The organism is Pseudomonas sp. EA_65y_Pfl1_P113, assembly GCF_963970525.1.
In the GTDB taxonomy this organism is placed as follows: domain Bacteria; phylum Pseudomonadota; class Gammaproteobacteria; order Pseudomonadales; family Pseudomonadaceae; genus Aquipseudomonas; species Aquipseudomonas tritici.
Genome location: NZ_CAXAQM010000012.1, coordinates 1 through 26,299 on the forward strand (window position 1 = coordinate 1; position 26,299 = coordinate 26,299).

General features: G+C 55.7%; 18 protein-coding genes and 3 pseudogenes. 12 read left to right on the forward strand and 9 right to left on the reverse strand.

Going from position 1 to position 26,299, the window contains the following annotated elements; translation table 11 throughout:
- Both AACY52_RS13250 and AACY52_RS13255 read left to right on the forward strand, forming a co-directional pair.
- Positions 1 to 329: transposase (locus AACY52_RS13250; protein ID WP_339415055.1), on the forward strand; the 329-nt coding region annotated here is incomplete at its 5' end.
- The gene (locus AACY52_RS13255; protein WP_339415056.1) at positions 326 to 634 is read left to right on the forward strand and encodes a hypothetical protein; all 309 of its coding nucleotides are present in this window, start codon (positions 326 to 328) and stop codon (positions 632 to 634) included. The genes AACY52_RS13250 and AACY52_RS13255, both read left to right, overlap by 4 nt.
- A gap of 152 nt (positions 635 to 786) precedes the next feature.
- Here the strand turns inward: AACY52_RS13255 and AACY52_RS13260 are convergent.
- Positions 787 to 1,557 (reverse strand): annotated as a pseudogene (locus AACY52_RS13260) (IS630 family transposase).
- Positions 1,558 to 2,013: 456 nt separating this feature from the next.
- Between AACY52_RS13260 and AACY52_RS13265 the strand changes: the two are divergent.
- On the forward strand, positions 2,014 to 2,439 hold the full coding sequence (locus AACY52_RS13265; protein WP_339418566.1) for a hypothetical protein: 426 nt from the start codon (positions 2,014 to 2,016) through the stop codon (positions 2,437 to 2,439).
- 497 nt (positions 2,440 to 2,936) lie between these two features.
- On the opposite strand, the gene AACY52_RS13270 is transcribed toward AACY52_RS13265, so the two are convergent.
- The gene (locus tag AACY52_RS13270) at positions 2,937 to 3,989 is read right to left on the reverse strand and encodes a GGDEF domain-containing protein (RefSeq protein WP_339560545.1); all 1,053 of its coding nucleotides are present in this window, start codon (positions 3,987 to 3,989) and stop codon (positions 2,937 to 2,939) included.
- Positions 3,990 to 4,611: 622 nt separating this feature from the next.
- On the opposite strand from AACY52_RS13270, the gene AACY52_RS13275 reads away from it, so the two are divergent.
- The 3 genes from AACY52_RS13275 (at position 4,612) to AACY52_RS13285 (ending at position 13,382) form a co-directional block, all read left to right on the forward strand.
- A complete protein-coding gene (locus tag AACY52_RS13275) occupies positions 4,612 to 7,074 on the forward strand; it encodes an EAL domain-containing protein (protein WP_339560546.1) in 2,463 nt (820 codons plus the stop codon).
- Positions 7,075 to 7,152: 78 nt separating this feature from the next.
- Complete coding sequence (locus tag AACY52_RS13280; RefSeq protein WP_339418571.1) at positions 7,153 to 12,444, forward strand: PAS domain S-box protein; 5,292 nt, start codon at positions 7,153 to 7,155, stop codon at positions 12,442 to 12,444.
- Positions 12,441 to 13,382 carry a diguanylate cyclase gene (locus tag AACY52_RS13285; RefSeq protein ID WP_339418573.1) on the forward strand — a complete coding sequence of 314 codons (942 nt, stop codon included), beginning with the start codon at positions 12,441 to 12,443 and terminating at the stop codon, positions 13,380 to 13,382. Before AACY52_RS13280 ends, AACY52_RS13285 begins: the two co-directional genes overlap by 4 nt.
- A 337-nt stretch (positions 13,383 to 13,719) precedes the next feature.
- Here the strand turns inward: AACY52_RS13285 and AACY52_RS32240 are convergent.
- Positions 13,720 to 13,920 (reverse strand): annotated as a pseudogene (locus AACY52_RS32240) (penicillin-binding transpeptidase domain-containing protein); the annotation flags it as partial.
- Here AACY52_RS32240 and AACY52_RS13290 point away from each other — a divergent pair.
- Positions 13,912 to 14,079: pseudogene (locus AACY52_RS13290) on the forward strand (Lrp/AsnC ligand binding domain-containing protein); the annotation flags it as partial. The pseudogenes AACY52_RS32240 and AACY52_RS13290 overlap by 9 nt on opposite strands.
- 60 nt (positions 14,080 to 14,139) lie before the next feature.
- On the opposite strand, the gene AACY52_RS13295 reads toward AACY52_RS13290, so the two are convergent.
- From AACY52_RS13295 to AACY52_RS13320, 6 genes are read right to left on the reverse strand one after another with little or no spacing between them, the layout of a single operon-like run.
- A complete protein-coding gene (locus tag AACY52_RS13295) occupies positions 14,140 to 15,072 on the reverse strand; it encodes a phosphatidate cytidylyltransferase (protein WP_065910146.1) in 933 nt (310 codons plus the stop codon).
- 1 nt (position 15,073) lies between these two features.
- Positions 15,074 to 15,694, reverse strand: a complete 621-nt coding sequence (locus AACY52_RS13300) for a lysophospholipid acyltransferase family protein (protein WP_339418578.1) — start codon at positions 15,692 to 15,694, stop codon at positions 15,074 to 15,076.
- Between the two features lie 9 nt (positions 15,695 to 15,703).
- The gene (locus AACY52_RS13305; RefSeq protein ID WP_339418579.1) at positions 15,704 to 16,147 is read right to left on the reverse strand and encodes a hypothetical protein; all 444 of its coding nucleotides are present in this window, start codon (positions 16,145 to 16,147) and stop codon (positions 15,704 to 15,706) included.
- Entirely contained in the window at positions 16,137 to 17,435 is a 1,299-nt protein-coding gene (locus tag AACY52_RS13310) for a phosphatase PAP2/dual specificity phosphatase family protein (protein WP_339418581.1), read from the reverse strand. The genes AACY52_RS13305 and AACY52_RS13310 overlap by 11 nt, the downstream gene beginning before the upstream one ends.
- Positions 17,436 to 17,437: 2 nt before the next feature.
- Positions 17,438 to 19,192, reverse strand: a complete 1,755-nt coding sequence (locus tag AACY52_RS13315; RefSeq protein ID WP_339560547.1) for a bifunctional alpha/beta hydrolase/class I SAM-dependent methyltransferase — start codon at positions 19,190 to 19,192, stop codon at positions 17,438 to 17,440.
- Between the two features lie 10 nt (positions 19,193 to 19,202).
- The gene (locus tag AACY52_RS13320; RefSeq protein ID WP_339418583.1) at positions 19,203 to 19,820 is read right to left on the reverse strand and encodes a CDP-alcohol phosphatidyltransferase family protein; all 618 of its coding nucleotides are present in this window, start codon (positions 19,818 to 19,820) and stop codon (positions 19,203 to 19,205) included.
- 274 nt (positions 19,821 to 20,094) lie between these two features.
- On the opposite strand from AACY52_RS13320, the gene AACY52_RS13325 reads away from it, so the two are divergent.
- From AACY52_RS13325 to AACY52_RS13345, 5 genes are all read left to right on the forward strand, one after another.
- Positions 20,095 to 21,999, forward strand: a complete 1,905-nt coding sequence (locus tag AACY52_RS13325; protein WP_339494725.1) for a protease modulator HflK — start codon at positions 20,095 to 20,097, stop codon at positions 21,997 to 21,999.
- Positions 22,000 to 22,011: 12 nt separating this feature from the next.
- Positions 22,012 to 22,992 (forward strand): protease modulator HflC, encoded by a 981-nt coding sequence (locus tag AACY52_RS13330; protein WP_339418585.1) that lies wholly within the window; start codon positions 22,012 to 22,014, stop codon positions 22,990 to 22,992.
- Positions 22,989 to 24,023: a protease modulator HflK gene (locus tag AACY52_RS13335; RefSeq protein ID WP_339418587.1), complete on the forward strand. Its 1,035-nt coding sequence runs from the start codon at positions 22,989 to 22,991 to the stop codon at positions 24,021 to 24,023. Before AACY52_RS13330 ends, AACY52_RS13335 begins: the two co-directional genes overlap by 4 nt.
- Positions 24,020 to 25,906, forward strand: coding sequence for a cation-translocating P-type ATPase (locus tag AACY52_RS13340; protein ID WP_339560548.1), 1,887 nt, complete (start codon positions 24,020 to 24,022; stop codon positions 25,904 to 25,906). Before AACY52_RS13335 ends, AACY52_RS13340 begins: the two co-directional genes overlap by 4 nt.
- A gap of 117 nt (positions 25,907 to 26,023) precedes the next feature.
- The gene (locus AACY52_RS13345; RefSeq protein ID WP_339418590.1) at positions 26,024 to 26,275 is read left to right on the forward strand and encodes a hypothetical protein; all 252 of its coding nucleotides are present in this window, start codon (positions 26,024 to 26,026) and stop codon (positions 26,273 to 26,275) included.
- Positions 26,276 to 26,299: the final 24 nt, after the last annotated feature.

Sequence of the window (26,299 nt, forward strand, 5' to 3'; positions counted from 1 at the left end):
CGAAAAGCACCTTGGGTAAAGCAGTCAACTACCTGGCGAACAACTGGAGTCGGTTGGAGCGTTATGTGGAAACCGGGTTTTTACCCATAGACAATAACAAGGCCGAGCGCGCAATAAAGCCGTTTGTTATTGGAAGAAAGAGCTGGTTATTCAGCGATACGCCTAAGGGTGCAACGGCCAGTGCGCAGATCTACAGCTTGGTCGAAACTGCAAAGGCTAATGGCCAAGAGCCCTATACGTGGCTGCGCCACGTACTGGAACGGTTGCCGCAGGCCGTTTCGGTAGAAGATTTTGAAGCGCTGTTGCCGTGGAATGTGGAGACATTATGAGTATCAATATTGATCACCTGAGTGCTGATGAGTTAGTGGCGTTGAATCACCACATCATCGAACGCCTGAAGATGCTGGAGTCGCTGGAAGCGCACAAATCGATGATGCAGTTCCATCCAGGTGCGCGGGTGAGCTTTGACTCGCCCAACAGTGGGCGCCTGTCTGGAACCATTATGAAGTTCAACCGCAAGAGCGTCACCGTGGTCACCGATAATGGGCAGCGTTGGAATATCTCGCCGCACCTGCTCTCGCCGATCAAAGACGTACGGGCAGGAACGGTGGTGGATATCAAGCACAAGAAATAACGGAATGTCGCATCCTGAACGGTTCACCTTTTTTTGAATAGGTGGGGTTTATGGATCAGTTACTTTACGTAGTAGGTTATAAACAGGACTGCCTGACCCTCATCGACTATTCACCTCATGCCCAGACGCTAATGTTCTGTTTTCGAAATAATTTACTTATTGGCTACGGCTTCAAGTGCCTCACGCGCCCGCTTGATTTTGTTCAAGATCTCCTCTCCCTTTGCGTTCCTAACGTATCGGGTCGGCTGAGCATTGCGTAACGCCATTAACGCTGTAATGGAGCTTTACAGCTCGCGAACCGAGGTAAAACTGCCGTCGCGAAGATACACCGTGACGTCTCGAAAGAAGCGCTCAACCATGTTCATCCATGAGCTGGAGGTCGGCGTGAAATGAATATGAAAGCGAGGATGTTTCGCCAGCCAGGCTTTCACTGCCGCATGCTTGTGCGTCGCATAGTGATCGACGATCAGGTGAGGCTGGAGGTGTTTGGGCGTCTCTTTATTGATCTTCTTGAGAAAGGCCAGCCACTCTTGATGCCGGTGCTGACGCTCGATGCTGCTGATCAATTTGCCCTGAAGATAATCCAGTGCGGCGAATAAAGTGACCGTGCCGTGTCGGGTGTAATCATGGGACTTAGTCTGGATATGACAGATGCCCAAAGGCAAGCCCTGCTGCGTCCGCTCCAGCGCTAGAACCTGGCTTTTCTCATCGCAACACAACACCAAAGCCTTGTCCGGCGGGGCCAGAATCGTCGGGCAGGAAAAGCCAGTCAGCCGTGCGATGTTGTCCCGGGTTTCGCCCTCGGCAGCTAGCAGGATAATGCGTGCTCGACGGCCTTCTCTCTGGGGGAGAGTCGCAGAGCGAACGAGCCGTTTCAGTTCGGCCTTTTCTTCGGGGCTAAGCGTGATGTCCAGAGCACTCACTGTCAGCTCTCCAAGGCAGGGGTGACGTTTGAAGTGTAGACGAATTAATCAGTAATTTATTTCGCGAACAGCACACTAGTGCGCACCTAAGGCGTCTATGCTTAGTCAATTTTTCAGGCATGTCTTAGTTCAATAGCTCATCTGTACTATAGAAGTTCGTGGCTGGAGTCACCATTATCGTGCGAATGCTTTCGTCTGCTCACTAAAAGTGCCAAAGGCGCAAAGAGTTTAATATGAAGTACTCATAGTTACCGGATGTGTTTTATGAAGGATTAAGGCGCTCAGGGGTAGGATTAGTTTAACGTTGTTGCCACTGATGCAGAATTGACCCAGCTGTCGAAATTCCGCTGCCCCTAAAGCGTTAGCCCGTCTGACTTTGGGGGGACTTATGGCGCAACGACAAGTCGGCATATGGGTCAATTCCATAATTATCAATTCTGTTAGTGAGGCAAGAAAATGATAAAAATTCAACAAGCTTTAATACTACTGGGCGCTCTGACGCTAGCAGGTTGTGCCGGAATGACGACGGATGACAAATATAGCACCAGCTATGTCGAATCCCACATAATTGAGGGTAAAACCACGCAAGCCGACGTTCAACGCCTATATGGCGTTCCTGATAGTAATGAAAAGTCAAGCAACGGAACAACTTGGGTCTACCGTAAAGGTGGCACCTTGAGCGATGTTTCAAGTTTGGTTGGTTATATCCCCGGGGCTGGCTCTGTTTCTAGCGCATTAGCCATGGGAAGATCTACCTCAGCAGCTGTATCGAGTGTAAATAAAGTAGCTGGTAAAGCCAATGGTAATACCGAGATTCATGGTGATCGTTTTTATGTGACATTTACCAATAAGGGAATTGTTGATTATTGGAGCCTTGAGTAATATAAATCGGACTGAACCGTGTAAGAGTATGGCCGCTTATGCAGAATTGACCTGGCTGCCTAAATGTTGGCTTGACTTTGGGCTGAGTGATTATGGGGCAACGTCAAGTTGGCAGACGGGTCAACTCTGTGTCAGCAATAACAGATAGACATCTGTATGCAGTCTTTTTAAATCTGTACCAGCATTTGTATGTCATTCTTCAAAACTCATCCGGATAGATAGGCTGATCACCTCTACTGTGGCGTTAGTGAAATAGCTTTTCGTTATTTTCGGCTACGCTGCGGATGTCATTCCTGCCTTTGATAGCTGACAGTGAGTGCTCTACCGGAGGTATGCTGATGTTTTCAATAGTAGTTGCCTAATGGCTTATTGGTTAGCCTCTACATCGAGCGAGATGGCGTGGAGTATTTTCCGCGATATGCCTTCAGCGCGGCCGACTATAGCTGCGTCGAGGCGCTGGAGATGATTATTGTCAGAACTCGATTAAAAGCTGATACCTAAGCCTCGGCTACCTCTACCCTGTTTCGTCCCGCTAACTTACCTTCGTAGAGCGCGTAATCCGCCCTTGCAATTGCGTTGCTGAGAACCTCATCAGCACGATATTGAGTGACACCAATAGAGAGAGTTACGCTTACTTTTTTGCCATTGCTGTCAATCTCCAATGCCTGGACCGCCTTGCGTATACGTTCTGCGCTATCAGTTGCATTGCTAAAATCCGTATCCGGCAATATGGAGAGAAATTCTTCGCCGCCCCAGCGTCCGATAAAGTCTTGCTCTCGCATTGAACATTTGAGTAATAGGCTCACTGCCTCGAGTACACGATCACCGGTATCGTGACCGTATAGATCATTGACCTGCTTGAAGTGATCTATATCCATCAACATCAAGGTGAGATTGCGGGGACGTCTATGATGCCGTGCCAAAATTTTCTCGGTCAGAGCAATCATGTGCCGACGGTTGAATAACCCGGTTAATGAGTCCGTCGTTGCCATACGCGCCAGGCTCTTGTGAGCGCGGGTTACCGTGATCACATAGAACAACGCAAGATAGCTGAACATGCAGAAAACTACTGTCAGGTTAAAAACATGCACACCCAACAGGGCATTGGAGGCGATGGGTTGCAGAGGACTAACGAACCACATTAGTACATCTAAGCCTACATAGTAAGCCCAAAGGCAGCCTGCGTATATCCAGGCGCTACGGGCACGCATGCTGACGAACAGGGCCGGAATAAACATTAACAAGAAGTAGTGAAAGCCACTTCCCCAGCCGACCAGAACTGTGCCCAGCCCAGCGTGCACAAGCACTTCAATACGTATAAGGAGAACTGCAAACTGATTTCGTCGTTGCTTGAACGCGTGATAGGCATAGACATACATGGCCACGCTGATCACGTTTATCCACGCCAAAATGGGTGAGCCCAGAATGAGGAAAATGAAAAAAAACGCAACGTCTACGCTGCCCGCCAATTGGCAGCAACGCATGGAAAGTTGCCAAAATTCTGGTCGAGCGTCGCGCGTGGGTAGGCTTTCAGAGCGTGTCCCTTGCATCAAACCTGTTACCTCAATATCCGGGTATACGTCGGTTTTTTAGGTTGGCTTTCTCAAGCCAGCAAATGAGACCTAAAAAAGGTTTCGCAGGGCCTTCAGGTTTAAGGTACGAGGCTAAGCATCAGTTGTCTAGTGGCTACTGGCCGCTTTTTAGCGGGAAAGGGGGCCCGGAAAAGACGCGAAGGGTACGTCGTGTGCGGTGCCCACGGCGCGCTGTTCAACCCGCTGATCGTTCTTCTTGGGGGCTCGGGGCCGCTCCGCCAGTCGGGCCTGCACTTTCTCCCAATAGCTTCATGCTTATGATCGCTTCCGTTTAAATCTAGATGGACTCCATGCCACAAACGGCGTTGTAAGGACGTGTGTTCCTCGGACGGCTACCCTTTTCCTGCAGGGTTTTTGGTTCAATTTTGAAATGCGCGCAACCATGGGGTTTCAGAGCATAGTAGGCAGAAGGAAACGTGAATGACAGTTCGATTTGATCTGCTATCGTGGAGGAAACACATTTCATCCCTGCTGAAGCTGAGTGGCTGCTGAGATGCGATGTCAAGGAGTTGGACCTGCCTTATCTGTTCGATAGCCCAAAGGCGCGGGCGTATAGAGGGGCAAATGTGGGGATAAAAAGTTGCTCGACGATCTCAAGCTAGAGCCGTTAACTATTCTAATTGTCGATGATCAGCCTATGAGTGTCCGGATCATCCGAGACACGGTTAGTGGTCTTGGAAAAGTTATATTTGCCACATCGGGGCTGGCGGCTATTGAAATAGTAAAGAGGTCACCGCCTGATGTTGTGCTACTCGACATTGAAATGCCTGGCATGGATGGATTTGCTGTATGTAAAGCTATCAAAAGCGATCCCGCCACAAAAGACGTTGCTATCATCTTCATTACCGCGCACGACCAAGATACTCGACAGATTGAGGCGCTTGATATGGGCGGCGTTGAATTCCTGAACAAGCCGCTGAATATTCCCATCGCGCGCGCCCGAATCAAAATGCACCTGGTCCTGCGGTTAAAGAACAAGCAGTTGATCGAAGCAAGACGAAGTCTGGAAAACGTAGTTCAAAACCTGCCCGCCTTTATTTCCCAGTGGGATAAAGAACTGCGCAACGTGTTTACTAACGATCCGGGTGGCAAATGGTTTGGTCTGCGCGGCAGCCAAATGGCGGGGCTGCACCTTTGTGATGTATTAGGAGAAACCAATTTTTTTGCCATTGAACGGCATCTTGACGCAGAGCATAAGGGAGATAATACGTCTTTCGATATCAGTCTAATCCGCCCTGACGGAGACATGTTACACGGTCAAGCTTCCGTGGTTTACCGCGATGTCGAAAATCGTGATGCTGGTTTTCTGCTGCTGATCACTGACGTCACGGACCGCAAACGTGCAGAGACGGCGCTATTTCGTGAAAAGGAGCGTATTCGAATTACCCTTAATTCAATTAGTGATGCCGTCATAGCAACCGATGTAGAGGGGCTGATAAGCTTTTTGAACCCGATCGCTGAAGAGATGACGGGATGGAGGGGCGCAGACGCGCTTGGTCAGGCGATCGAGAAGGTGATGCCACTGCGTGAAGCCAGTACTGGGCTCGAACTGCAAAATCCAATTCGCCTTGCGATACGCGAAAAACGAACTGTTGGTATGAAATTGAGTTCTAGATTGGTCTGTCGTGATGGCAGCACAATAGAGATTGAGGACTCCGCGGCACCCATTTTCGCTTCGGATCAGGAGCTCACAGGCGCAATTACCGTATTTCATGACGTTAGTGAGGCTCGGGCGTTGGCTATCAAGATGGCGCATTTAGCAAATCATGATGCACTGACCAACCTGCCAAATCGGATTTTACTGCGCGACCGTACTGAGCAAGCGATTCGCGACGCCAAGAGCGTAGGCGGAAGGGTCGCCTTCCTCTTTTTTGATTTGGATCACTTTAAAAGCATCAACGATTCAAGCGGTCACTCGACCGGTGATCTACTACTCCAGCAAGTCGCTACCCGGCTTACAAAAAGCATGCGCGGTAATGATACGGTCAGCCGCCAAGGCGGAGACGAATTTATAGTTCTATTACATAACATTCAGAAAGTTGAAGACGTCGCGTCAAAAGCAGAATATTTGCTTGGTTTGCTGTCAGAGCCTTATTGGATAGAAGGTAACCGTTTCGATCTCACGGTGAGCATAGGCATAAGCCTTTTCCCTGATGACAGCGATGATATGGCGACTCTACATCATCAAGCAGATGCGGCCATGTATCGTGCCAAACAGGATGGTCGTAATCGTTTCCAGTTTTTTTGCGCGGAAATCGAAGATACCTTGCGGTCTCGCCACCTGCTGGAAAAGCAAATGCGTGTTGCCTTAGAAAATCAGGAGTTTGAGGTCTATTACCAGCCTAAGGTGAATGCCAAGCACTCGACTATTATCGGAGCGGAGGCCTTAGTTCGCTGGAGGCGGGCTGATGGTCAACTGGTTTCTCCAGCTGAATTCATACCGATGGCGGAAGAAACCGGACTTATAGTGCCTATCGGTCTTTTTGTGCTTCGCCAAGCGTGCCTGGATGGTGTCAGGTGGCATGCAGAGGGCTTTCCCATCCTTATTGCCGTTAACGTCTCCTTGGTGCAGATGGAAGAGGTCAACTTCGTTGACTCAGTAAAGGCCGTGCTCGTAGAGACAGGTATTGCTCCAGAACTTTTGGAGCTTGAGATCACCGAGGGCGTGTTTGCCAGCAATATGATACGCACTCGTGATTCGTTGTTCGATTTAAAGGCACTGGGAGTTTCTATTGCACTTGACGACTTTGGAATCGGTTATTCGAGTCTCGCCTACCTCAAGCGCTTCCCAATCGACGTACTCAAAATTGATCAAAGCTTTGTGCGCGATATGCTGATAGACAGCAGCGATGCTGGGATTGTGGAGGCGGTAATTCAGATGGCGCAAAGTCTCAATCTCAGACTGGTCGCAGAAGGGGTTGAGCAAGAAGTTCAAGCTCAAGCACTGCTTGCTCTCGGCTGCCAGGTAATGCAGGGATATTTATATGCAAGACCGATTCCCTCGCTAGATTTTGAGGCATTACTGTTCCGAGGACTTGGTTAAATGCCCAGAAAACGCGACGACCCGAAGACCAGTTCAGCATAAGTTTTTATGCTGTTTGTCATACGTTAAGGATAATGAATGTCCGATTTTATTGACTTAAGTGCGATAACATCAGAGAGGCGTCTGTCCCTCGGGACATTGCCCGCTCTGCTGTTCATTCTCGGCGTGCTTTTCACGGCGGCACTTTGTTTATGGGCTTCACAGCGCAACCAAGCTACTACACATGAGGCAATGGTTGACGCCACTCAGAGGGCTCTTTCAGCAATTCAATCCCAGCTCCGGCTTTATCAGTACGGCCTTCGAGGAGCGCGAGGTGCAGTGCTCACGAAAGGCGAGCAAACAGTCACACGCGAGCAGTTCAAGCGTTACAGCGACAGTCGCGACCTTATCAGCGAGTTTCCCGGTGCGCTTGGTTTTGGGTTTATAAGACGAGTCCCTCGTCCTGAGCAAGCTAGTTTTCTAGAGGCAGCACGTCGCGACGGCATGCCTGATTTTTCGATCAGAGAGCTCTCCCCAAATGAAGGAGAGAGATATGTGATCCAATATATTGAACCGTCCGGACTGAACCGACCAGCGATTGGCCTGGACATCGCTTCGGAGGCCAACCGTAAGACGGCAGCACAAAGCGCTATGCTCAGTGGCAAAGCAACGCTGACCGGTCCAATCACGTTGGTTCAAGCGACCGGGCAGCCCAATCAATCTTTCCTTTTTTTGATGCCGATTTACCGCACAGCTAAAACGCCTGAAACAGAAGCAGCAAAAATAGACCAAGCCTATGGTTGGACCTATGCTGTTCTCAGGATGCAGGACGTGCTGGGCGACAGCGGAGTCAATCTTGCGCACGTAGGTTTAGAGTTGCAGGATCAAACAACACCGGGCCAACCAGTATTGTTTTACTCAACCGTGACGCCAGAAAATCTAGCGCAAGCCATCGACAGCTACTCTGTCACACAAGAGGTCTATGGCCGGAAATGGCAACTCAAACTGAGTATTTATCCAGAGTTCATTTACACACTTCCTTTGATGTCGGTGAATGCGTTGGCCTTGAGTGGCGCATTGACAAGCCTATTCATTGCTGCGTTTACCTTGTTATGGAGCAATACCCAGCGCCGCAAGGAGCTGTTGATAATGGCGAGACTACAACTTGCCAACGTGATAGAGAATTCAGTTGATGGCATTATTGTAAAAACACTCTCGGGTACGGTAGTCGGCTGGAACAAAGGTGCGGAACATCTTTTCGGCTATACGGCACCTGAGGCAACGGGTCAGTTGCTTTGCTCATTGATCGTACCTCTAGATCTTCAAGATGAGGAAATAAACATCTTAGAGCGTATTCGAGGCGGTCATGCAGTTGAGCATTTTCAAACCCTTCGGCAACATAAGGACGGCCATCTGATCCATGTGTCTGTGTCCGTATCCCCAATGTGCGACTCCGTAGGCAACATTATAGGAGCCTGCAAGACCATCCGCGACATCACTATAGAAAAGGCAGCTGAAGCGCAGGTATTGGCAAGTAATCTTTGGCTTGAGGGGGAGGTTCAAAAACGTACTTCTGAGCTGGAGAGCGCACGACGCGCGTTGCGCACCGTTTTGGATGGCGTCCCGTCCATGATTGGCTATTGGGATACGCAACTCATCAACCGCGTTGCCAATCATGCTTATCAGGTCTGGTTTGGGCTCGATCCAGAGACGTTACCGGGACGTTCAATGCAGGCTGTATTGGGTGAACAGCTATTTCACGCCAATCGCGGTTATATAGCGGCTGTGCTGCGTGGAGAACCGCAGAGCTTCGAACGAGCGATCCCTGGACCAGATGGAAAGATCCGACATTCGCTTACCCATTACATCCCGGACACCGTCCAAGGTGAAGTTAAAGGGTTTTTTGTGATAGCACATGACGTGTCCGAGATCACCGAGAGCCGCCTCAAACTGGCACAGGCACTCCGTGAAAACGACCTGTTATTGCAAACTATAAACGAGCAGCTACTTTATTCCTTAACCGATACAAACGGCCTGATTCTGGATGTGAACGAACGCTTCTGTGAAGCTCACGGTTTTGCGCGAGATGGGTTACTGGGCAAGACTCACCAGTTACTTAAGTCGGGCGTTCATCCCGAATCATTCTGGCAATCGATGTGGTCCACGCTCCAAGAGGGCAAAGCGTGGCGTGGCGAAATTTGCAATCGTACGTGCGAGGGCAATCTGTGTTGGTTTGATACCGTTATTGCGCCCCGCATTGAGAGTGACGGCAGCATAAAGAGTTATATTGCCTTGTGCATCGACATCACCCATCGACGCGCTGCCGATGAAGAAGTGTCGAGACTGCATTTGTTGTTGCACACTGTGTTGCAAGCGGCATCAGAAGTATCGATTATCGCAACTGATAAAGCTGGCGTCATTAGCGTATTCAATGTGGGCGCTGAGAATATGCTTGGTTATAAGGCGAGCGAGGTTTTAGGCTTTTTGACGCCCGCCAACTTCCATCTTCAGGATGAGATCTTAGCTCGTGGCCAGGTACTGACCAAAGAGTTTAATCAAGTCATTGAAGGATTCCGCGTTTTTGTGCATATTCCCGAAGTCGCTGGCGCTGAGGTGAGGCAATGGACTTACGTGCGCAAAGATGGTGAGCATCTAACCGTTTCGTTAATCGTTACTCCCATGCGCGATTTACAGGGATGCATCACGGGTTATCTGGGCATCGCCACCGACATTACCCAGCAAGCACTACATCGACGTGAGCTTGCTGCTGCACGTGATCAACTTTTGCTTGCCGCAGAGGCGGCGCAGCTAGGGATATGGAGTTGGATTCCCGCGCAAGATCTGATGGAGTGGAATGACCGTATGTTCAGTCTCTATGCAACGCCTAGAGACTTGAAGGGTGGTGATCAACTCTACAATCATTGGCGATCGCGTATACACCCAGAAGATATAGAGGCGACTGAGACCAGTTTACTTGCTGCAATAGAGGGCCACGGGAAATATGATCCCGTTTTTAGAGCGCTCCGGCCTGACGGTTCTATTCGTTATGTGCAGGCAGGTGCTTACGTTGAGCGCGACCAAGATGGCAAGGCCACTCGTATAACGGGTATTAACCTGGATATTACTGAGCGCAAGGAGGTTGAGGCCGAACTGCGTGGCGCTATAGAGCGCGCAGAACAAGCCAGCCAAGTCAAAGGCCAGTTCGTGGCCAGCATGAGCCACGAAATCCGTACCCCCTTGAATGGGGTGCTGGGCATGCTACAGCTGCTGCGCAACGGTGGGTTGGATAGACGACAAGACGATTATGCAAGGAAAGCCCAGACGGCAGCTGAGTTGCTTCTCAGTCTTCTGAACGACATCCTCGACTTTTCGAAAATGGATGCGGACAGACTAGAGCTTGAGCAGCATCCATTCAGCCTTGAAACACTCCTGCGTGACCTGGCGGTTATCCTGTCAGGCAATATTTCCGATAAGCGCGTCGAGTTGTTATTTGATGTTGCCCCTCAACTCCCCAGTGCTGTTATTGGGGATCAACTTCGTTTACAGCAAATTTTGATTAACCTAGCGGGTAACGCGATAAAGTTTACCCCCGAGGGGCATGTTGTGGTGAAACTAACCGAACTGGCGCGCAATGACGAGCAGGTCGTGTTGCGCATTTCTGTTGCGGACACCGGTATAGGTATAAGCGAATCACAGATTAGCGGAATTTTTGAAGAGTTCACGCAAGCGGAAACCTCAACAACCCGACGCTTTGGTGGTACTGGGTTAGGTCTGGCAATCAGCAAGCGCCTGGTTCAGATGATGGGAGGTCAGCTACTCATTGACAGCGAGCTCGGAAAAGGCAGCACGTTTTGGTTTGATATCGCACTTGCTATTGATGATTCCGCGCCGCTCACGTCCATTCAGATTTTCACTGAGCACAGGCGTCGCGTATTGGTTGTTGATGACAACGTTTTATCAGGCCAGATTTTGGTACAGGCACTTGAAGCGTTCGGCTGGGATGTCGTTTTTGTCAATGAAGGCTGCGCGGCTGTTCAGTTGGTTAATCAATCCATCTCTCTGGGCGTCCTCTTCGATGCCGTGATTATGGATTGGCGAATGCCCGATATGGATGGGTTGACAGCGGCAAGATTGATAAAAAATATCCCGGATCATCCAAAGCCTCCGGTGATTGTTATGGTGACAGCATTTGGCCGCGAAGAACTGGCTGACGCGGTCAAGGATCAAGACGCACCATTTCAGGACTTTCTTACCAAACCGGTTACCCCTCAACAACTTTACGCTTCCATTGAATATTCATTAGGGGCGTCAGGTCCGTCAGGTATTGTTCAAGGAGTACAGACTACGGCTGGGGCACTTGAAGGCCTACGCCTGCTCGTGGTTGAAGACAATGCGCTTAACCGACAAGTGATCAGTGAGTTGCTGAGTGCAGAAGGCGCTGAAGTGACCCTAGCAGACTGCGGACTACTAGGAGTCGAACTTGCCATCCACGAACAAGGCGAGTTTGATGTCGTAATCATGGATGTACAAATGCCGGATATCGACGGTATGGAAGCTACTCGCCGTATTCGGTCCACTGCTCACTTTGCGTCACTGCCCATTGTCGCAATGACTGCAAATGCATCCCCTGCTGATCGTGAATTCTGCCTTGCTTCAGGCATGAACGAGCATCTAGGCAAACCTATCGATATGGCCGAAGTTATTTCCGTATTACAACAGCTGACTGGGAGAGAGAGTGAGCCCCTGTTGACGGCGAACCAATCATCGCCTTTCTATCAAAATAACTTAATTGAACCGTTTGACAAAATTTTACTCCGCCTCGGAGGAAGGGCTGACGTATACGCCATGGCTCTAAGCAGTTTTGGCGATGAGTGTGAACGTCTGCTCGCTGAGCTGGAAAAAAACGCTCAGATTTTTGAGGCAACGAGTGTTGCGGACACATTGCACGCACTTAGAGGTGTCGCTGCAACGGTAGGAGCCACAGCGCTAGCAAAACAGGCGGGCGAATGGGAGGCCTTAGCAAGGCAATCGCCGCCGAACAAGCCTGCGCTAGGGCTGCCCTCTGATGGAATTTCTGTGCTCCGAAGTTTGATGAGGGACAGCATTGAAAAGTTGCAGAGTGCTTTTGATGCTGAGAACATTTCAAATTTGCTTGACGGACGAGACGAGTCGCTTTGGTCATCAGAACGAAGTATTGCTTCGCTGGAGAATCTTTTGATAACCCTGGTGGCAGGTGATATGCGAGCGTTGGACGATGTCGCTGAGCTAGAAGCGCATACCCCTATCTCCCAACGGGCCGCGATTACTAGTCTCGTTAAGCTGATCCAAGACCTAGATTTCTATGAGGCGATTGAAAGGATCAAACACTTACTCACGGAAAAGTACAAATGAAAGAACTTCTCAATCAGCTAGTCGCCACTCGGGGATTCAAGCCAAAAGTTCTTGTGGTCGACGATCAACCTGTGAATATTCGACTAATAAACGAACTATTAAAAGTTGAATACGAAATTATTATGGCGATGGATGGTAAACAGGCCCTCCTCAAATGCCAAACACAACACCCGGATTTGATACTGCTGGATGTATTGATGCCTGGCATGTCAGGCCATGACATATGCCGTAGCCTTAAAGCCAGCGAAGACACACGCAATATACCCGTAATTTTCCTGACCTCCCAGGATGAGGTGGCCGACGAAGAACTGGGGTTCGAATTAGGCGCGGTGGACTTCATTACCAAACCTGTCAGGTCCTCGGTTATCATTGCACGTGTTAGAGCTCATCTAGCCTTGAAGTTACAATCTGACTTGCTGAAAACGATTGGGCTGACAGATGGTCTTACAGGAATTCACAATCGCAGAATGTTCGATGAAAACCTACAGCGTGATTGGCTGCAGTGCGCAAGATACGGGCAATACATTTCAATATTGATGATCGATATTGATCATTTTAAGCTATACAACGATCACTACGGCCATCAAAAGGGGGATGAATGTCTACGTGCAGTTGCCAATGCGGTAAAACATGCTCTTAGACGGCCTTACGATTCGGTCGCAAGGTACGGGGGCGAAGAGTTTTCTTGTATTTTGCAAAATACGGACGTTACCGGAGCTATCAGTGTCGCCCAAGCGATGCTTGAGGCAGTACGCGCAGTGGGTATCGAACATGTTAACTCACCTGCCCATGAAATTGTGACTGTCAGTATAGGTATTGGGACGACAATTCCGACTCGGGGTGCTTTGGCTGAGGAGTTGCTCAACGCAGCTGATAAAGAGTTATATAAATCTAAGCAGGCCGGGCGTAACAGGCTTAGCTTCATCGAGCTTAAGTAGTCTCTAACTCGTAAAAAGGTTTAAACGTCTATCCTGTCAATAGGAGAATAGGCAGTACCTGTTTGCTGCCGTAATGTGTTAAACGACATAAACTATACCGGGGGCAAGTTGGCGGTGGAGATGATTAACTTGCGTATCGTACATTGCGGTTGAGCCCGCTGTGCCAAAACCACTGCAATGGTGTTTCTGGATGCTCACGACAGTCTATAATTTCCACAAATCTGTCACACTTATAAGCTAACGGAGGCAAAAACTCGTGGGCCATAAGGTTATCTATCTTTTGTATCCGGCTTTTCAACTAAGCTACCTCCCGTGCGCTATTTATGTGTGATGTGCTTTAAGGCCGTAATCGATATTGGCGTTTAGGTTTCGTTTGATCCTTGAGGATACTCATTGGGTGGATCACCCCTTGGTCCAACGCCAGCCCATACAGAAAGGGTTTGAGCGTCGAGCCCGGTGAGCGCTGCGCCAATACGCCGTTGACTTGGCCGTGGAGGCTTGTGGATAAGTAATCCGCCGAGCCTACCTGGAATCGGACTTTCTACTGCAGGTGGTGGTGCCGGATTTGCGTGGGTATGAGCGGTTTGTCACTGGCAGTCTGCTGAAGCTGCCGGGCGTGAGAGATATCCGCAGCAACTTCGCGATCCAGACCGTAAAAACCCCAGGGGCTTTGCCGCTGGGGCATTTGCCGGGTTAATAAGGTTCTGAAACCAACACAAAACACATGTGTGGGCTCAGAGGGCTTGAGGTCGGTGGCTCAGGTCCACCAGTAGCGCACGAGGTGGAAGAAAATCGGCGCCGCAAAACACACCGAATCCAGCCGATCCAACATGCCGCCGTGCCCTTCGATCATATGCCCCCAGTCCTTCACGCCCCGGTCGCGCTTGATCGCCGACATCACAATGCCGCCGGCAAACCCCAGCAGGTTGATCAACAGCGCAATCAGGAACGACTGCCAAGGATTGAACGGCGTGGTCCACCACAGTGCCGCACCGATCAGGGATGACAAGAGGATGCCGCCGACAAACCCTTCCACTGTTTTCGACGGTGACAAGTTAGGCGCGATCTTGTGTTTGCCGAACAGCTTGCCGCACACGTACTGCAGCACGTCGGACAGTTGCACCACGATCACCAGGTAGGCGATCAACAACAGGTTGCGGCCTTCGTAGCCGGGGATATCGAGGGTGAGCAAGGCGGGCACGAAGGAGACGCAGAACACCGCGATCATCAGGCCCCATTGCACCTTCGACGCGCGCTCAAGGAAGTGCGTGCTGTCGCCGCCCAGCGAGGCGAGGATCGGCAGCAGCAGGAACACATACACCGGGATGAAGATCGAGAACAACCCATACCAGTCCGAGTAAATCAGCAGGTATTGCAGTGGCAACGCCAGGTAGAACGCGGCGACCAGCGCCGGGTAGTCGCTGCGGCGGGTGGGCGTGAGCGTGAGGAATTCGCGCAAGGCGTAGAACGATACGGCATAGAACAGCAGGATCACCGCGCCGGTGCCGAGCCAGAAGGCGACACCGATGACCACCACCATCACCCACCAGGCGTTGATGCGCGCGTTGAGGTTGTCGATCACCGCGTTCGGGTTGCCACGGGTACGCAGTTTGAGGATCAGGCCGATCAGCGAGGCGAGCACCAGGATCGCGCCGATGCCGCCGAACAACATCAGGGTTTGGCTATCCATCTCAGGAATGCTCCGGGGCAAGGGCGAGCAGAGCATCGCGTGTACGGGCGAGGAAGGCGACTTTGTCTTCGCCTTCTTCCAGTTGCAGCGGTGCGCCGAAGCTGGTGGTGCACAACAATGGCAGCGGCAATACGCGACCTTTGGGCATGACACGGTTGAGGTTGGCGATCCACACAGGAACCAGTTCGGCCTGTGGGTAACTTTTAGCCAGGTGGTACAGGCCGCTTTTGAACGGCAACAGGCCATCCTCAAGATTGCGCGTGCCTTCGGGGAAGATGATCAGCGAGTCGCCGCCTTCCAGCGCATTGAGCATGGGCTGTAATGGGTTATCCACAGGGTCTTTGCGTTCGCGGTCGATCAGCACGCCGTTGAACACGCGGTTGATGATGTAGCGACGCAAGGCGCTTTTATTCCAGTAATCGCTGCCGGCCACCGGGCGTGTGAATTTGCGCAGGTTCTGGGGCAACGAGGCCCACAGCAACACGAAGTCGCCGTGGCTGCTGTGGTTGGCGAAGTAGATGCGCTGCACCGGCACCGGCGCGCAACCGAGCCACAGGCTGCGGGCGCCAGTGACGGTGCGGGCCATGGAGGTAATCAGCGTGGCGACCATGGGTTCGAACATGAGGATTCCTTATCCGGCGAAAGGCAGCCAAGGGCTGGCGAGGATCACGGCCAGGGTCAGCAGCGCTTGCGCGCCGAGCAGCCAGGCTTGTTTGCGCAGCAGTTTGAGTGCGCCGCGACGGCGCTCGGTCCAGGGCCGGCCAGCGCGTTTGGGCGATTGCAGGCCGAGGGTTTGCAGGGCCTGGTCGAGGTCGGCGGTGCGCTCGATGTCGCGCGCCAGCAGGGCGAACAGGTCAGCGTCAAACGCCACACGCAGCGCCCAGTACTTTTGCAGCAGCCCGAGAATAATCATCCACAGGCTCAGTAGCAGGCAAATCGGCGAAATAATCGCCATCAACAGTTGAGCCAAGCCGAATAACACGCCGACCAGCGTCAGGCCTGTGGATAACTGATCCAGCGAACGGCCGCGACGCAGCAGGCTGGCGACGACCTGAAGTTCCATATCAACGGGCATGGGACAAACCCTCCAAGGCTTCTCGGTGAGCAGGGTGCAGGACCACGTCGGCCCGCGCTGTACGAATGATAGTCAGCGCATTCTCTACCGTCGCGGCGCGTCCGGTAGACAAAAGCCAGGCGGCGACGGCGGTTGCGCTGCGCGAATAGCCAAGGGCGCAGCACACCAGCAATGGGCCGCTGGCGCGCAAGCGTTCGATGGCGTGTGCGGCTTGCCGGCATTCGTCGGGTGTCGGTGCGACAAGGTCCAGCACTGGAATCGACTGATAGGCGCGTCCCTGTGGATTAATCGGCAATTCTGCGCAGAGATCGACGATGGCCTTGAAGGGCGCCTGCTCACATGTCGTAGGAATACGACCAAGCCAGACGTTATCCACAATGAGGTCGGGTTGTGGATGTTTGCGTGTCCACAGCCGTGAGTTGATCCAGGCAGCTGCCAGATAGGGCGCGTATAGCCAGCGCGCGGCAGGGGTTAGTTGGCCATCGGCGCGTTTCTGAAAGCCCGAAGCGCCCAGTACCAAGTAATTGGCTTTGACCAACGCGAGAGAAACCGCCGGCCAGAGTATCCACAGCCAGCCACCGCCCAGTACAACGGCAAGCATCGCCAACAGCAAAGCGCACACGCCGTAACGCACGCCTAACCGCCAGCGTTTGGGGGCGCGCGTCAGCCGGGCATTCAACAATGGACTCGGGTGTTCAATCGGCCACAACCACACGCAAATCCACCCCGCGAGGGCGCCTGTGGGTAAGTCGATAAAGTGATGTTGATAAGTGGTCAGTACCGAAATACCGATCAACGCGAACCAGCCATGCACCACCCACCGCCAGAACCCTTGAGTGTGGCGCTGGAACATGACCCACAGGATCACCAGCAGTGCGATATGCAGCGAGGGCGCCTGATTGAACGGCTTGTCGAACCCGGACAGCACCGCAAACAGCCAGCCGAATACGCCATCCAGTTCAGGCCGCTCGAAGGTGAAGCGCAACGGCCAGATCAGGAAGCTGCTCACGGCAATCACCTGCGCACTCAGCAGCCGCAACGCGTGTTGCTTCAACTCGTGGCGGGTCCTGGGCAGCAGGAGTGAGCACCCATACAGCAGGTCGATGGACCAGTAGGGCACGATGGTCCAGGCCCAAAACGGCATATGGGTTTCCCAGCCGAACACCAGCGTGCCGACGTCGCTGCGCTGGCTGGTGACCCAGGTGGCAAAGCCGTAGGTGCTGAAGAACAGCGGCGCCAACAGCAGCAGCCATAAAACCGCTGGTTTCAATAAACCGGGTTCGCGCATGCTCAGATCTTCTGCGCCAGTGACACGGTAAAGATGCCCCACTCATCCACACGCTGGGTGATCTTGCGAAAGCCCGCAGCCTCGACCAACTGATCCATTTCCGCCTGGCTGCGCCGACGCATGACCCAGGCCTGGCCCTGGCGATGACTGGTCAGCGCACGGGCAATCAGCTCCAACTGCGGGTGCCATGGTTGGCCGGTGTACACCAGGTAACCGCCGGGCTCCACGGTTTCGGCCAGGCCGGCCAGCGAACCGCCGACCATGCCGTTATCGGCAAACAATTCATACAGCCCGGACACCACTGCCAGCGTCGGCTTGGGATCCAGCGCGGCCAGGTCGAGGCGATCAAACGCATCGCCTTTGACGAACTGCGCGATATCCCCCAGGCCCTTCTCGCGAATCAAGGCGCCGCCGTCGTGCACGTTGATGTCGCTGTAGTCGCGCAGCAGGATCGACTCCGGCAGCGGCGACACGCCCTGCAAGGCTTCCAGGATGTAGCGACCATGACCGGCGGCAATATCCACAATGCGCACTTCGCGATCATCCGCGCGTAACTTGGCCATGGCCAGGCGCAGCAGTTCCTCGACGTTCAGCTTGCGCTGGCGAATGCCGCGCCAGCCGATGGAGTTGAGGTAATTGGTGTCGATCATCCGCCCCAGCCGACCTTTGCCGGTGGGTGTGTTGCGGTACACGTAGTCCAGGGTGCTGCCAGAGTCGAAGCCGGTGTCGAAACCCAGTTTCACCCCATCCGACAGGTTTTTGCCCAGGCCCATGCTGGCGCGGGTCATGCGCCAGTACAGGTCGCGCAAGGAGTTGCGCGGCAACGGCGCGGCAAGGGATTCGGACTCGGCGCAGGTGGCGCCGATTTTGTCGGCGTCGAGCAACGGGGCGCGGTCCAGCGGGTGTTCGAAGTTCTGCAGGATAAAGCGCTTGGCGCTGCTCACGGCGGTCGCGCGGTCGCGTTCGCCGAGGGTGTCGTGAAAGAAACCGGGAAGGATATGCAGCTCTTTTTTCAGGCTGCCTAGACGATCGAAAAATTGCTGCTGGGGTTTGCGGCGCACCACAAAGTCGGAGCCCGAGATCAGCAATTGGGTCGGCACCTGGATCGCTTGGGCATCGGCTACAACCCGGTCGGCCGCGTCGTACAGGCCGAGCAGCACATTCACCGAAATGGCCTTGGTGATCAGCGGGTCACTGTCGTAGGACACCACGCGTTCCGGGTCATGGCTGAGGAACTTGGCCTTGACGTAACTGTTGACGAAAAAGTTGCCACGGAACTTGCGCATCAGCGCCAGGCCCGGCCGGGCGAATGGTACGTAGAGCTTGACCTTGAACGCCGGGGAGGCAAGCACCAGGGCGCGGATCTTCGGTGCGTAATCGTGCACCCAGGTCGCGGCAATCACCGCGCCGACGCTTTGGGCGATGACGGCGAAGTTTTCTTCTTCGATGCCATAGGTGGCGCTGATGTGATCGCAGAACGTCTGCACATCGCGGGCGCTGGTTGCAAAGCTCGGGCTGTCACCGCGCGCGCCGGGCGAATGGCCGTGGCCACGGGCATCCCAGGCGAAAAAGTCGAATGCCGGCAGGTCCAGTTCATCCACCAGATGGGCGATGCGCCCCGAATGCTCGTGGCCGCGATGGAACAGCACGATCGCCTTGCGCGGCTCATCGCCAAACGCAGCGGTAGCCGGCCAGTGCCGGTAGAAAAGCTCGACGCCATCGTGGGTACTGAAGGTGTGCTCTTGCTGTTCGCGCATCGCAAAATCCTTATGCAGAAGGGGAAGTCGTTTCGTTAAGACCTTGGCGCACGCGGTTGACCAGGGTGTAGGCGAGCAGGGCGGCGACCAGCCACATCACCGCATCGACCCAACCCGCGCCCAGCCAGCCCAGCGCCACGCCGGTGGCCAGCACACCCAATACAAACGCTCGATCGCTCTTGCCCATCGGCCCGTCATAGCGGCGCGATGCGCCCACCATCGGCCCAAGCACTCCGGCGTATTCGCTGAACACCGCCAGCAGCGCCACCAGCAACACAGGCGCCAGGCTTACGCCGGGGATCAACGCAAACGGCAGGATCAGCGCGCTGTCGGCGATCACGTCGCACAGTTCATTGAGGTAGGCGCCCAGGCGCGACTGCTGGCCGAATTCGCGGGCGAGCATACCGTCGATGGCATTGAGGGCCATGCGCAGGATCATCCACAGCGGGATCAGCGCAAACAGCCACAGGTGTTGGGCAAAGCTGGCGATCAACAGGCCGACCAGCAGCGAAATCACGCCGGCCAGGAGGGTGATCTGGTTGGCGGTGGTGCCGTTGTCGTAGAGGCGCTGCACCAGAGGGCGCAACAGGTTTTGAAAGCGCGGCTTGAGCTGATAGATCGAAATCATAAGGGGTAACGCTTCCTTGTCCATTGACCCGCGAAAAACTGGTCTGGAGTGTGCCGATTAATCGCAGCCTGCACCAGTGATGGCGCGTGTTTATGGGGGGTTAGTCACGATCTTGAACACAACGATGTCCCTGTGTGGCAGTTGGCAAGTCAGCTCCCACACAGCACCGCTTCCACAGGGGGGTTGGGGGGCACTGAAACTGCTGTTTTTCGAACAAAAATTTCACGCATCGTGTTATATCGTAACGAATTATGTACATTCAGGCGTTGAGTGGATGCAAGTGGATCTGGAAGCTGAAGGCGCTTCGGTGGAGGGCCTCCCGCGGTTTCAACAAGGGCTCTTCCATGCCCGTCGATTGCGCCAAGCCGGTATCAGCCTGACGGTGCTGGCCGTTGCCGGCTGGGTGCTGGCGCTGTTTGTCGCGCTGTTCGCGCCGCTGTCGATTTGGCCGGTGGTGTTGATCAATGGCACGTCGGCGTTGCTGCTGCTGGTGGCCGGTTTGCAATCGGCGTGGTGGGTGGCGGATTGGCGTGCCCAGGCGTTGGAAGCGCCTGCGGTTGAAGAACCGGTTGAAGACATCGGCCGGTACGCGCGCCTTGCGGAGCGTTTTGGCAAGCAGATCGGCGCGCCGGTGCTGTGGCTTGGCGGTTGGTCGTTGCTCGCGCTGGTCAGCATTCTTGAGTTCTGGAACCTGGCCTTGCCCGCCGCTCCCGTCGGTCAATCAGCAAGCGTCGGTGCGGCGCTGGCGCTGGCCTTGGCGTTTGGCCTGCTGGTGTTCGAACGTCGTCTGGCCCAGGAAACCGCTGCGCAGTGGCCGGAAGCCTCGCAACTGGCACAGTTAAGCCGAGTGGCGATTATTTGCCTGGTGATCAGTGCGATTTGCCTGCTGTTCGCAGGGGCGAATTCCGTCTGGCCCCTTAGGTTGGCCGTGTTGATCGGCCTGCTGCCGGCGCTGGTCTCGCTGGAGTTTCTTTTAAGAGCGGTGCTGTCACTGTTTAGCCCGCGTCAGCCACGCCTCGAACCCCGCCTGATGGCGCAGAGTTTTATCGCTGGGCTGCTGCGTTGGCCGCCGCAACCCTTGCTCGCGTTGCAGCACGAGTTGCACAACCGCTTCGGTATCGATTTGCGCCAGATCTGGGCGTTTACCTACATGCGTCGGGCGTTTCTGCCGGTGCTGTTGGTGGTGCTGGCGGTAGGCTTGGCGCTGACCGGCGTGCATGAAGTTCCGCTGCAAGGGCGTGGGATTTATGAGCGTTTTGGCAAACCGGTGCAGGTCTTCGGCCCTGGCCTGCATACAGGTTTGCCATGGCCGTTGGGCCGCGTAATAAGCGTGGAAAATGGTGTGGTGCATGAGCTGGCCACCAGCGTCAGTGACGCCGCCGCCCCGGAACTCTCCCCCGCCGAAGGCCCACCGCCGCTGATCGCCAACCGCTTGTGGGATGCCAGCCATGTAAATGACAAATCCCAAGTGATTGCCAGCAGCAGCGGCGACAAACAGAGCTTCCAGATCGTCAATATGGACGTGCGGTTTGTCTACCGCATCGGCCTCACCGACCAGGCCGCGCTTGCCGCCACCTATAACAGTGCGGATGTGCCGACCCTGATCCGCAGCACCGCCAGCCGCATCCTGGTGCATGACTTTGCCTCGCGCACCCTCGATGAACTGCTCGGCGAACAACGCACCAGCCTGGCCGACGAGATCGGCCGCGCGGTGCAGGCGGACCTGCAAAAGCTCGACAGCGGCGTGGAAATCCTCGCCACCGTGGTCGAGGCGATCCACCCGCCGGCCGGTGCCGCCAACGCCTATCACGGCGTGCAAGCCGCACAAATTGGCGCTCAAGCGTTGATCTCTCGCGAACGCGGCGCGGCCAGCGAACAAACCAACCAGGCCTTGCTCCAGGCCAGCACCGCGCGCGACCAAGCCCAGGCCACTGCACGCGAAGTGAATGCGGGCGCCCAAGCGGCCGACCTGCGTTTTATCGCCGAACAAAAGGCCTACGCCACGGCTGGTCAGGCCTTCGTGCTGGAACAGTATCTGGGCCAACTCAGCCAAGGCCTGGCTCACGCCAAGCTGCTGATTCTGGATCATCGCTTGGGCGCCGATGGCGCGCCGACGATCGATCTGCGTTCTTTTACCTTGCCGGCCGATCCCTCGGTGCCGCGTAAAGCCGTTCAATAAGGAGTCTGTCTGTTGAGCGCTCATTCTCACGATCATCATCACGGCCATCACCACCATCATCACGGTGACGAGCAAGCCGCCGGCCCATTCCCATGGCGGCGCATGGCCTGGGCGCTGTTGCTGGTGCTGTTTGCAGTCGCGGCCGCCAGCCTTGTGCAGGTGCGCTCCGGCGAGGCCACGGTGATTACCCGTTTCGGCAACCCATCGCGGGTGCTGCTGGAACCGGGCCTTGGCTGGCGCTGGCCGGCGCCGTTCGAAGCGGCGATCCCGGTGGACTTGCGCCTGCGCACCACCTCCAGCGGTTTGCAGGATGTGGGCACCCGTGATGGCCTGCGCATCATCGTGCAGGCCTATGTGGCGTGGCAGGTGCAGGGCGACGCGGAGAATGTGCAGCGCTTCATGCGCGCCGTGCAGAACCAGCCGGATGAAGCGGCGCGGCAGATCCGTACCTTTGTGGGGTCGGCACTGGAAACCACGGCGGCCAGTTTCGACTTGTCCAGCCTGATCAACACCGATGCCAGCCAGGTGCGCATCGCCGATTTCGAAGCGCAGTTGCGCCAGCAGATTGATCAACAATTACTCACCACTTACGGCGTGCGCGTGGCCCAAGTGGGGATCGAGCGGCTGACCTTGCCGTCGGTGACCCTCACCGCCACGGTCGACCGCATGCGCGCCGAGCGTGAAACCATCGCCACCGAACGCACCGCCGTGGGCAAGCGTGAGGCAGCGCAGATCCGTTCTGCCGCCGAGCGCGATGCGCGCATCCTCCAGGCCGACGCCACGGTGAAAGCCGCCGATATCGAAGCGCAATCGCGGGTCCAAGCAGCGCAGATCTATGGTCGCGCGTACGCCGGTAATCCCCAGTTGTATAACCTGCTGCGCTCGCTGGATACCTTGGGCACCGTGGTCACGCCGGGGACCAAGATCATCCTGCGCACCGATGCGGCGCCGTTCCGCGCCTTGGTGGACGGGCCGAAGGACGTTCAGCCATGACCGAGCGTGACAGCCCGGACAGCCCATGGATCCAGGCCGGGCGCCTGACCTTTCTGGCGCTGTACGCGGTGACCGTGTTGGCGGCGTTGGCCTGGGCGTTTTCCAATGTGCGCCAGATCGACCCGCAGAACCGCGCCGTGGTACTGCACTTCGGCGCCCTTGACCGCATCCAGAATGCCGGGTTGTTGTTGGCGTGGCCGCAGCCGTTCGAGCAGGTGGTGCTATTGCCCGCAGCCGACCGAGTGATCGAGCGGCGTGTGGACAACTTGCTGCGTTCCGACGCGGCGACCCAGGCCGACCGCGTGGCCAGTTTTGCCACGCCGCTCAGTGATGCGCTGGCCGGCTCCGGCTACCTGCTGACCGGCGATGCCGGTGTGGTGCAGCTGGATGTGCGGGTGTTCTACAAAGTCACTGAACCTTACGCCTTTGTGTTGCAGGGCGACCATGTGCTGCCGGCGTTGGATCGACTGGTGACCCGCAGCGCCGTGGCCCTGACGGCAGCGCGTGACCTGGACACGATTTTGGTGGCGCGTCCTGAATTGATCGGCACCGACAACGGCGCTGCCGAACGCCGTGAGCGGTTGCGCGGCGATCTGGTGCAAGGCATCAATAAACGCCTCACGGAGTTGGCTTCCACAGGCTTGGGATTGGGCATCGCAGTGACCCGCGTCGATGTGCAATCGAGCCTGCCTGGCCCGGCAGTGAATGCCTTCAATGCCGTCCTCACCGCCAGTCAACAAGCCGATAAGGCCGTAGCCAACGCTCGCACCGAAGCTGAAAAACTCACCCAAAATGCAACCCAACAAGCTGATCGCCTGGTGCAAGTTGCCCACGCCCAGGCCAGCGAACGCCTGGCCAATGCTCAGGCGCAAACCGCAACCGTCGCCAGCCTGGCCCAGGTGAAAGACCCGGGCCTGTTGTTGCGCCTGTACCGTGAACGTCTGCCGAAGATTCTTGGCCAGGCCGGTTCCGTGACCACGGTCGATCCACAAGACGACTCCCGCTTGATCATCCAGGGAGCCGAACAATGAGCGCACCCATGCTGACCTCCGCCGAGCAGCGCAGTGCCGCCCGGCAATTGACCCTGGCCATGTTGGCCTTGGGCTTGCTGATACTGGGCCTGGTATGGCGCTGGCTGGCGCCGGACCAGACCGGTGTGAGCCAGTTGCTGCTGGGCGTGGCGTCCTTGCTGGTGGCCGTTCCCGTGATGCGTTCGGCCTGGTACAGCCTGCGCTTCCCCAGCCTGCATGGCATCACCGACCAACTGATCGCCCTGGCCATGCTCGGTGCTTGGGCTACGGGGGATCTGCTGACCGCCGCGCTGCTGCCGATCATCATGATTTTCGGCCACGTGCTGGAAGAACGCAGCGTGATCGGCTCACAGGAAGCGATCCATGCCCTCGGCAAACTCACCCGCAGCCATGCGCGGCGGGTGCAGGCTGACGGCAGCATTGTTGAAGTGGATAACGGCACGCTGAACACTGGCGATATCGTCGAAGTGCGCGCCGGTGATCGGGTGCCCGCCGATGGCGTGGTGCTGTCGGGCCAGGCGAGCCTGGACACGGCGCCGATTACCGGTGAGTCGGTACCGTTGGAAGCCAGCGCAGGGGTGCTGGTGTTTGGCGGCGCGATCAACCTCGACGGCTTGTTACGTATTGAGGTGACCCGCACCGGTAACGAATCCACCTTAGGCAAAGTCATCGCGCTGATGCAGAACGCCGAGCGTTCCAAGCCACCGATTACGCGGCTGCTTGAGCGCTATGCCGGCAGCTATATGGTGCTGGTGTTGTTGCTGGCGGCGGTGACCTGGTTTGTGACCAATGACGCCCAGGCGATGCTCGCCGTGCTGGTGGCGGCATGTCCCTGTGCGCTGGTGCTGTCGGCGCCGGCCACGGCGATTGCGGGAATTGCGGTGGCGGCGCGGCATGGGATTCTGATTCGCAGCTCGGCGTTTCTGGAGGAGTTGGCGGACCTGACTTCACTGGTGGTCGACAAGACCGGCACCCTGACCTTTGGCACCTTGCGTCTGCAATCCATCGAAACCACGGCGCCGGATCGGCAGGTGATGTTGAACCTGGCGGCCAGCCTGGGCTCGGCCAGCAGCCACCCGGTCAGCCGGGCGTTGGCGGGGTTGGCGACGCAGGAACAGATGCAAGTGTTGACGGACATTCGCGAACGCCAGGGGCTGGGCATCGTGGCGCAAACCCAGCAGGGCGAAGCGGCCTTGGGCCGGCCAGAGTTATTCGAGCAACTGGGCATTGTCACTACGGCGGTGCCGAACCACGATGGCCCGATCGCCGGGCTGGCGCTGAACGGGCACTTTCTCGCCTGGCTGCTGCTGGCCGACAGTGTCAAACCGGAAGCACGCCAAGCCCTGCAAGAGCTGCGCGAGCTCGGCCTCGGTCGGCAACTGCTGCTCACGGGCGATCGTCAAAGCGTGGCCGACAGCCTCGCGCTGGAGGTGGGCATCAGCGACGTCGAAGCCCAGGCCCTGCCGGAAGACAAGCTCAACCGCGTGCTAGGGGAAATCGGCAGCGGTTTTCGCCCGATGGTGGTGGGCGACGGCATCAATGATTCCCTGGCGCTCAAGGCCGGTGTGGTCGGCGTGGCCATGGGCGCGGGCGGCGCGGATATCGCCTTGGCGTCGGCGGACGTGGTGCTGATCGGCAGCGACCTGCGGCGTCTGGGTACTTGTGTGCGCTTGAGTCGCCAGTGCCGGCAGACGTTGCAGGTCAATGTGATCATCGGCTTGGGCTGGACCTTGGCCATCGTCGTGTTTGCGGCGTTCGGTTGGTTGGGTGCGGCGGGCGCGATGATTGCGGCGGTGCTGCATAACCTCAGCACCTTGCTGGTACTGGGCAATGCCGGGCGACTGTTGCGATTTCAGGAGCCACTGTTGAAGCTTGAGGAATAATGTTCAGAAATAGTTGAGAGGTGTTGTAACGCCGACGGGGGACCTCGCTCTAGTGGTGTGTCGAGACTGAACAATCCGTTCAGACCGACACCCACACTGACCCTTGAGGACTTCAAAATGAACATCAAAAATGCCGTTTCCGGTGCTGCCCTGGCTCTCGCTGCCGCCACTATGTTTGCCGGTGTCGCCACTCAGGCACAGGCCGCCGACGCTACTGTTCATTGCTACGGCGTAACTTCCTGCAAAGGCATGAACGACTGCAAAACCGCTGAAAATGCCTGCAAAGGGCAGGCTGTCTGCAAGGGTCACGGTTTCAAGGCCATGACCAAGGCAGCCTGTGACGCCGCTGGCGGCAAAGTCGGCGAGTAATCGCAGCCGAGTGCTACCGCAGCG

Bases quoted from the DNA above. Each gene is read 5' to 3' on its own strand.
- AACY52_RS13280 (WP_339418571.1), top strand. From the start codon at position 7,153: ATGTCCGATTTTATTGACTTAAGTGCGATAACATCAGAGAGGCGTCTG.
- AACY52_RS13335 (WP_339418587.1), top strand. From the start codon at position 22,989: ATGACCGAGCGTGACAGCCCGGACAGCCCATGGATCCAGGCCGGGCGC.
- AACY52_RS13345 (WP_339418590.1), top strand. From the start codon at position 26,024: ATGAACATCAAAAATGCCGTTTCCGGTGCTGCCCTGGCTCTCGCTGCC.
- AACY52_RS13340 (WP_339560548.1), top strand. From the start codon at position 24,020: ATGAGCGCACCCATGCTGACCTCCGCCGAGCAGCGCAGTGCCGCCCGG.
- AACY52_RS13310 (WP_339418581.1), bottom strand. From the start codon at position 17,435: ATGCGCGAACCCGGTTTATTGAAACCAGCGGTTTTATGGCTGCTGCTG.
- AACY52_RS13295 (WP_065910146.1), bottom strand. From the start codon at position 15,072: ATGGATAGCCAAACCCTGATGTTGTTCGGCGGCATCGGCGCGATCCTG.
- AACY52_RS13315 (WP_339560547.1), bottom strand. From the start codon at position 19,192: ATGCGCGAACAGCAAGAGCACACCTTCAGTACCCACGATGGCGTCGAG.
- AACY52_RS13285 (WP_339418573.1), top strand. From the start codon at position 12,441: ATGAAAGAACTTCTCAATCAGCTAGTCGCCACTCGGGGATTCAAGCCA.
- AACY52_RS13300 (WP_339418578.1), bottom strand. From the start codon at position 15,694: ATGTTCGAACCCATGGTCGCCACGCTGATTACCTCCATGGCCCGCACC.
- AACY52_RS13255 (WP_339415056.1), top strand. From the start codon at position 326: ATGAGTATCAATATTGATCACCTGAGTGCTGATGAGTTAGTGGCGTTG.
- AACY52_RS13305 (WP_339418579.1), bottom strand. From the start codon at position 16,147: ATGCCCGTTGATATGGAACTTCAGGTCGTCGCCAGCCTGCTGCGTCGC.
- AACY52_RS13320 (WP_339418583.1), bottom strand. From the start codon at position 19,820: ATGATTTCGATCTATCAGCTCAAGCCGCGCTTTCAAAACCTGTTGCGC.
- AACY52_RS13270 (WP_339560545.1), bottom strand. From the start codon at position 3,989: ATGCAAGGGACACGCTCTGAAAGCCTACCCACGCGCGACGCTCGACCA.
- AACY52_RS13265 (WP_339418566.1), top strand. From the start codon at position 2,014: ATGATAAAAATTCAACAAGCTTTAATACTACTGGGCGCTCTGACGCTA.
- AACY52_RS13325 (WP_339494725.1), top strand. From the start codon at position 20,095: ATGCAAGTGGATCTGGAAGCTGAAGGCGCTTCGGTGGAGGGCCTCCCG.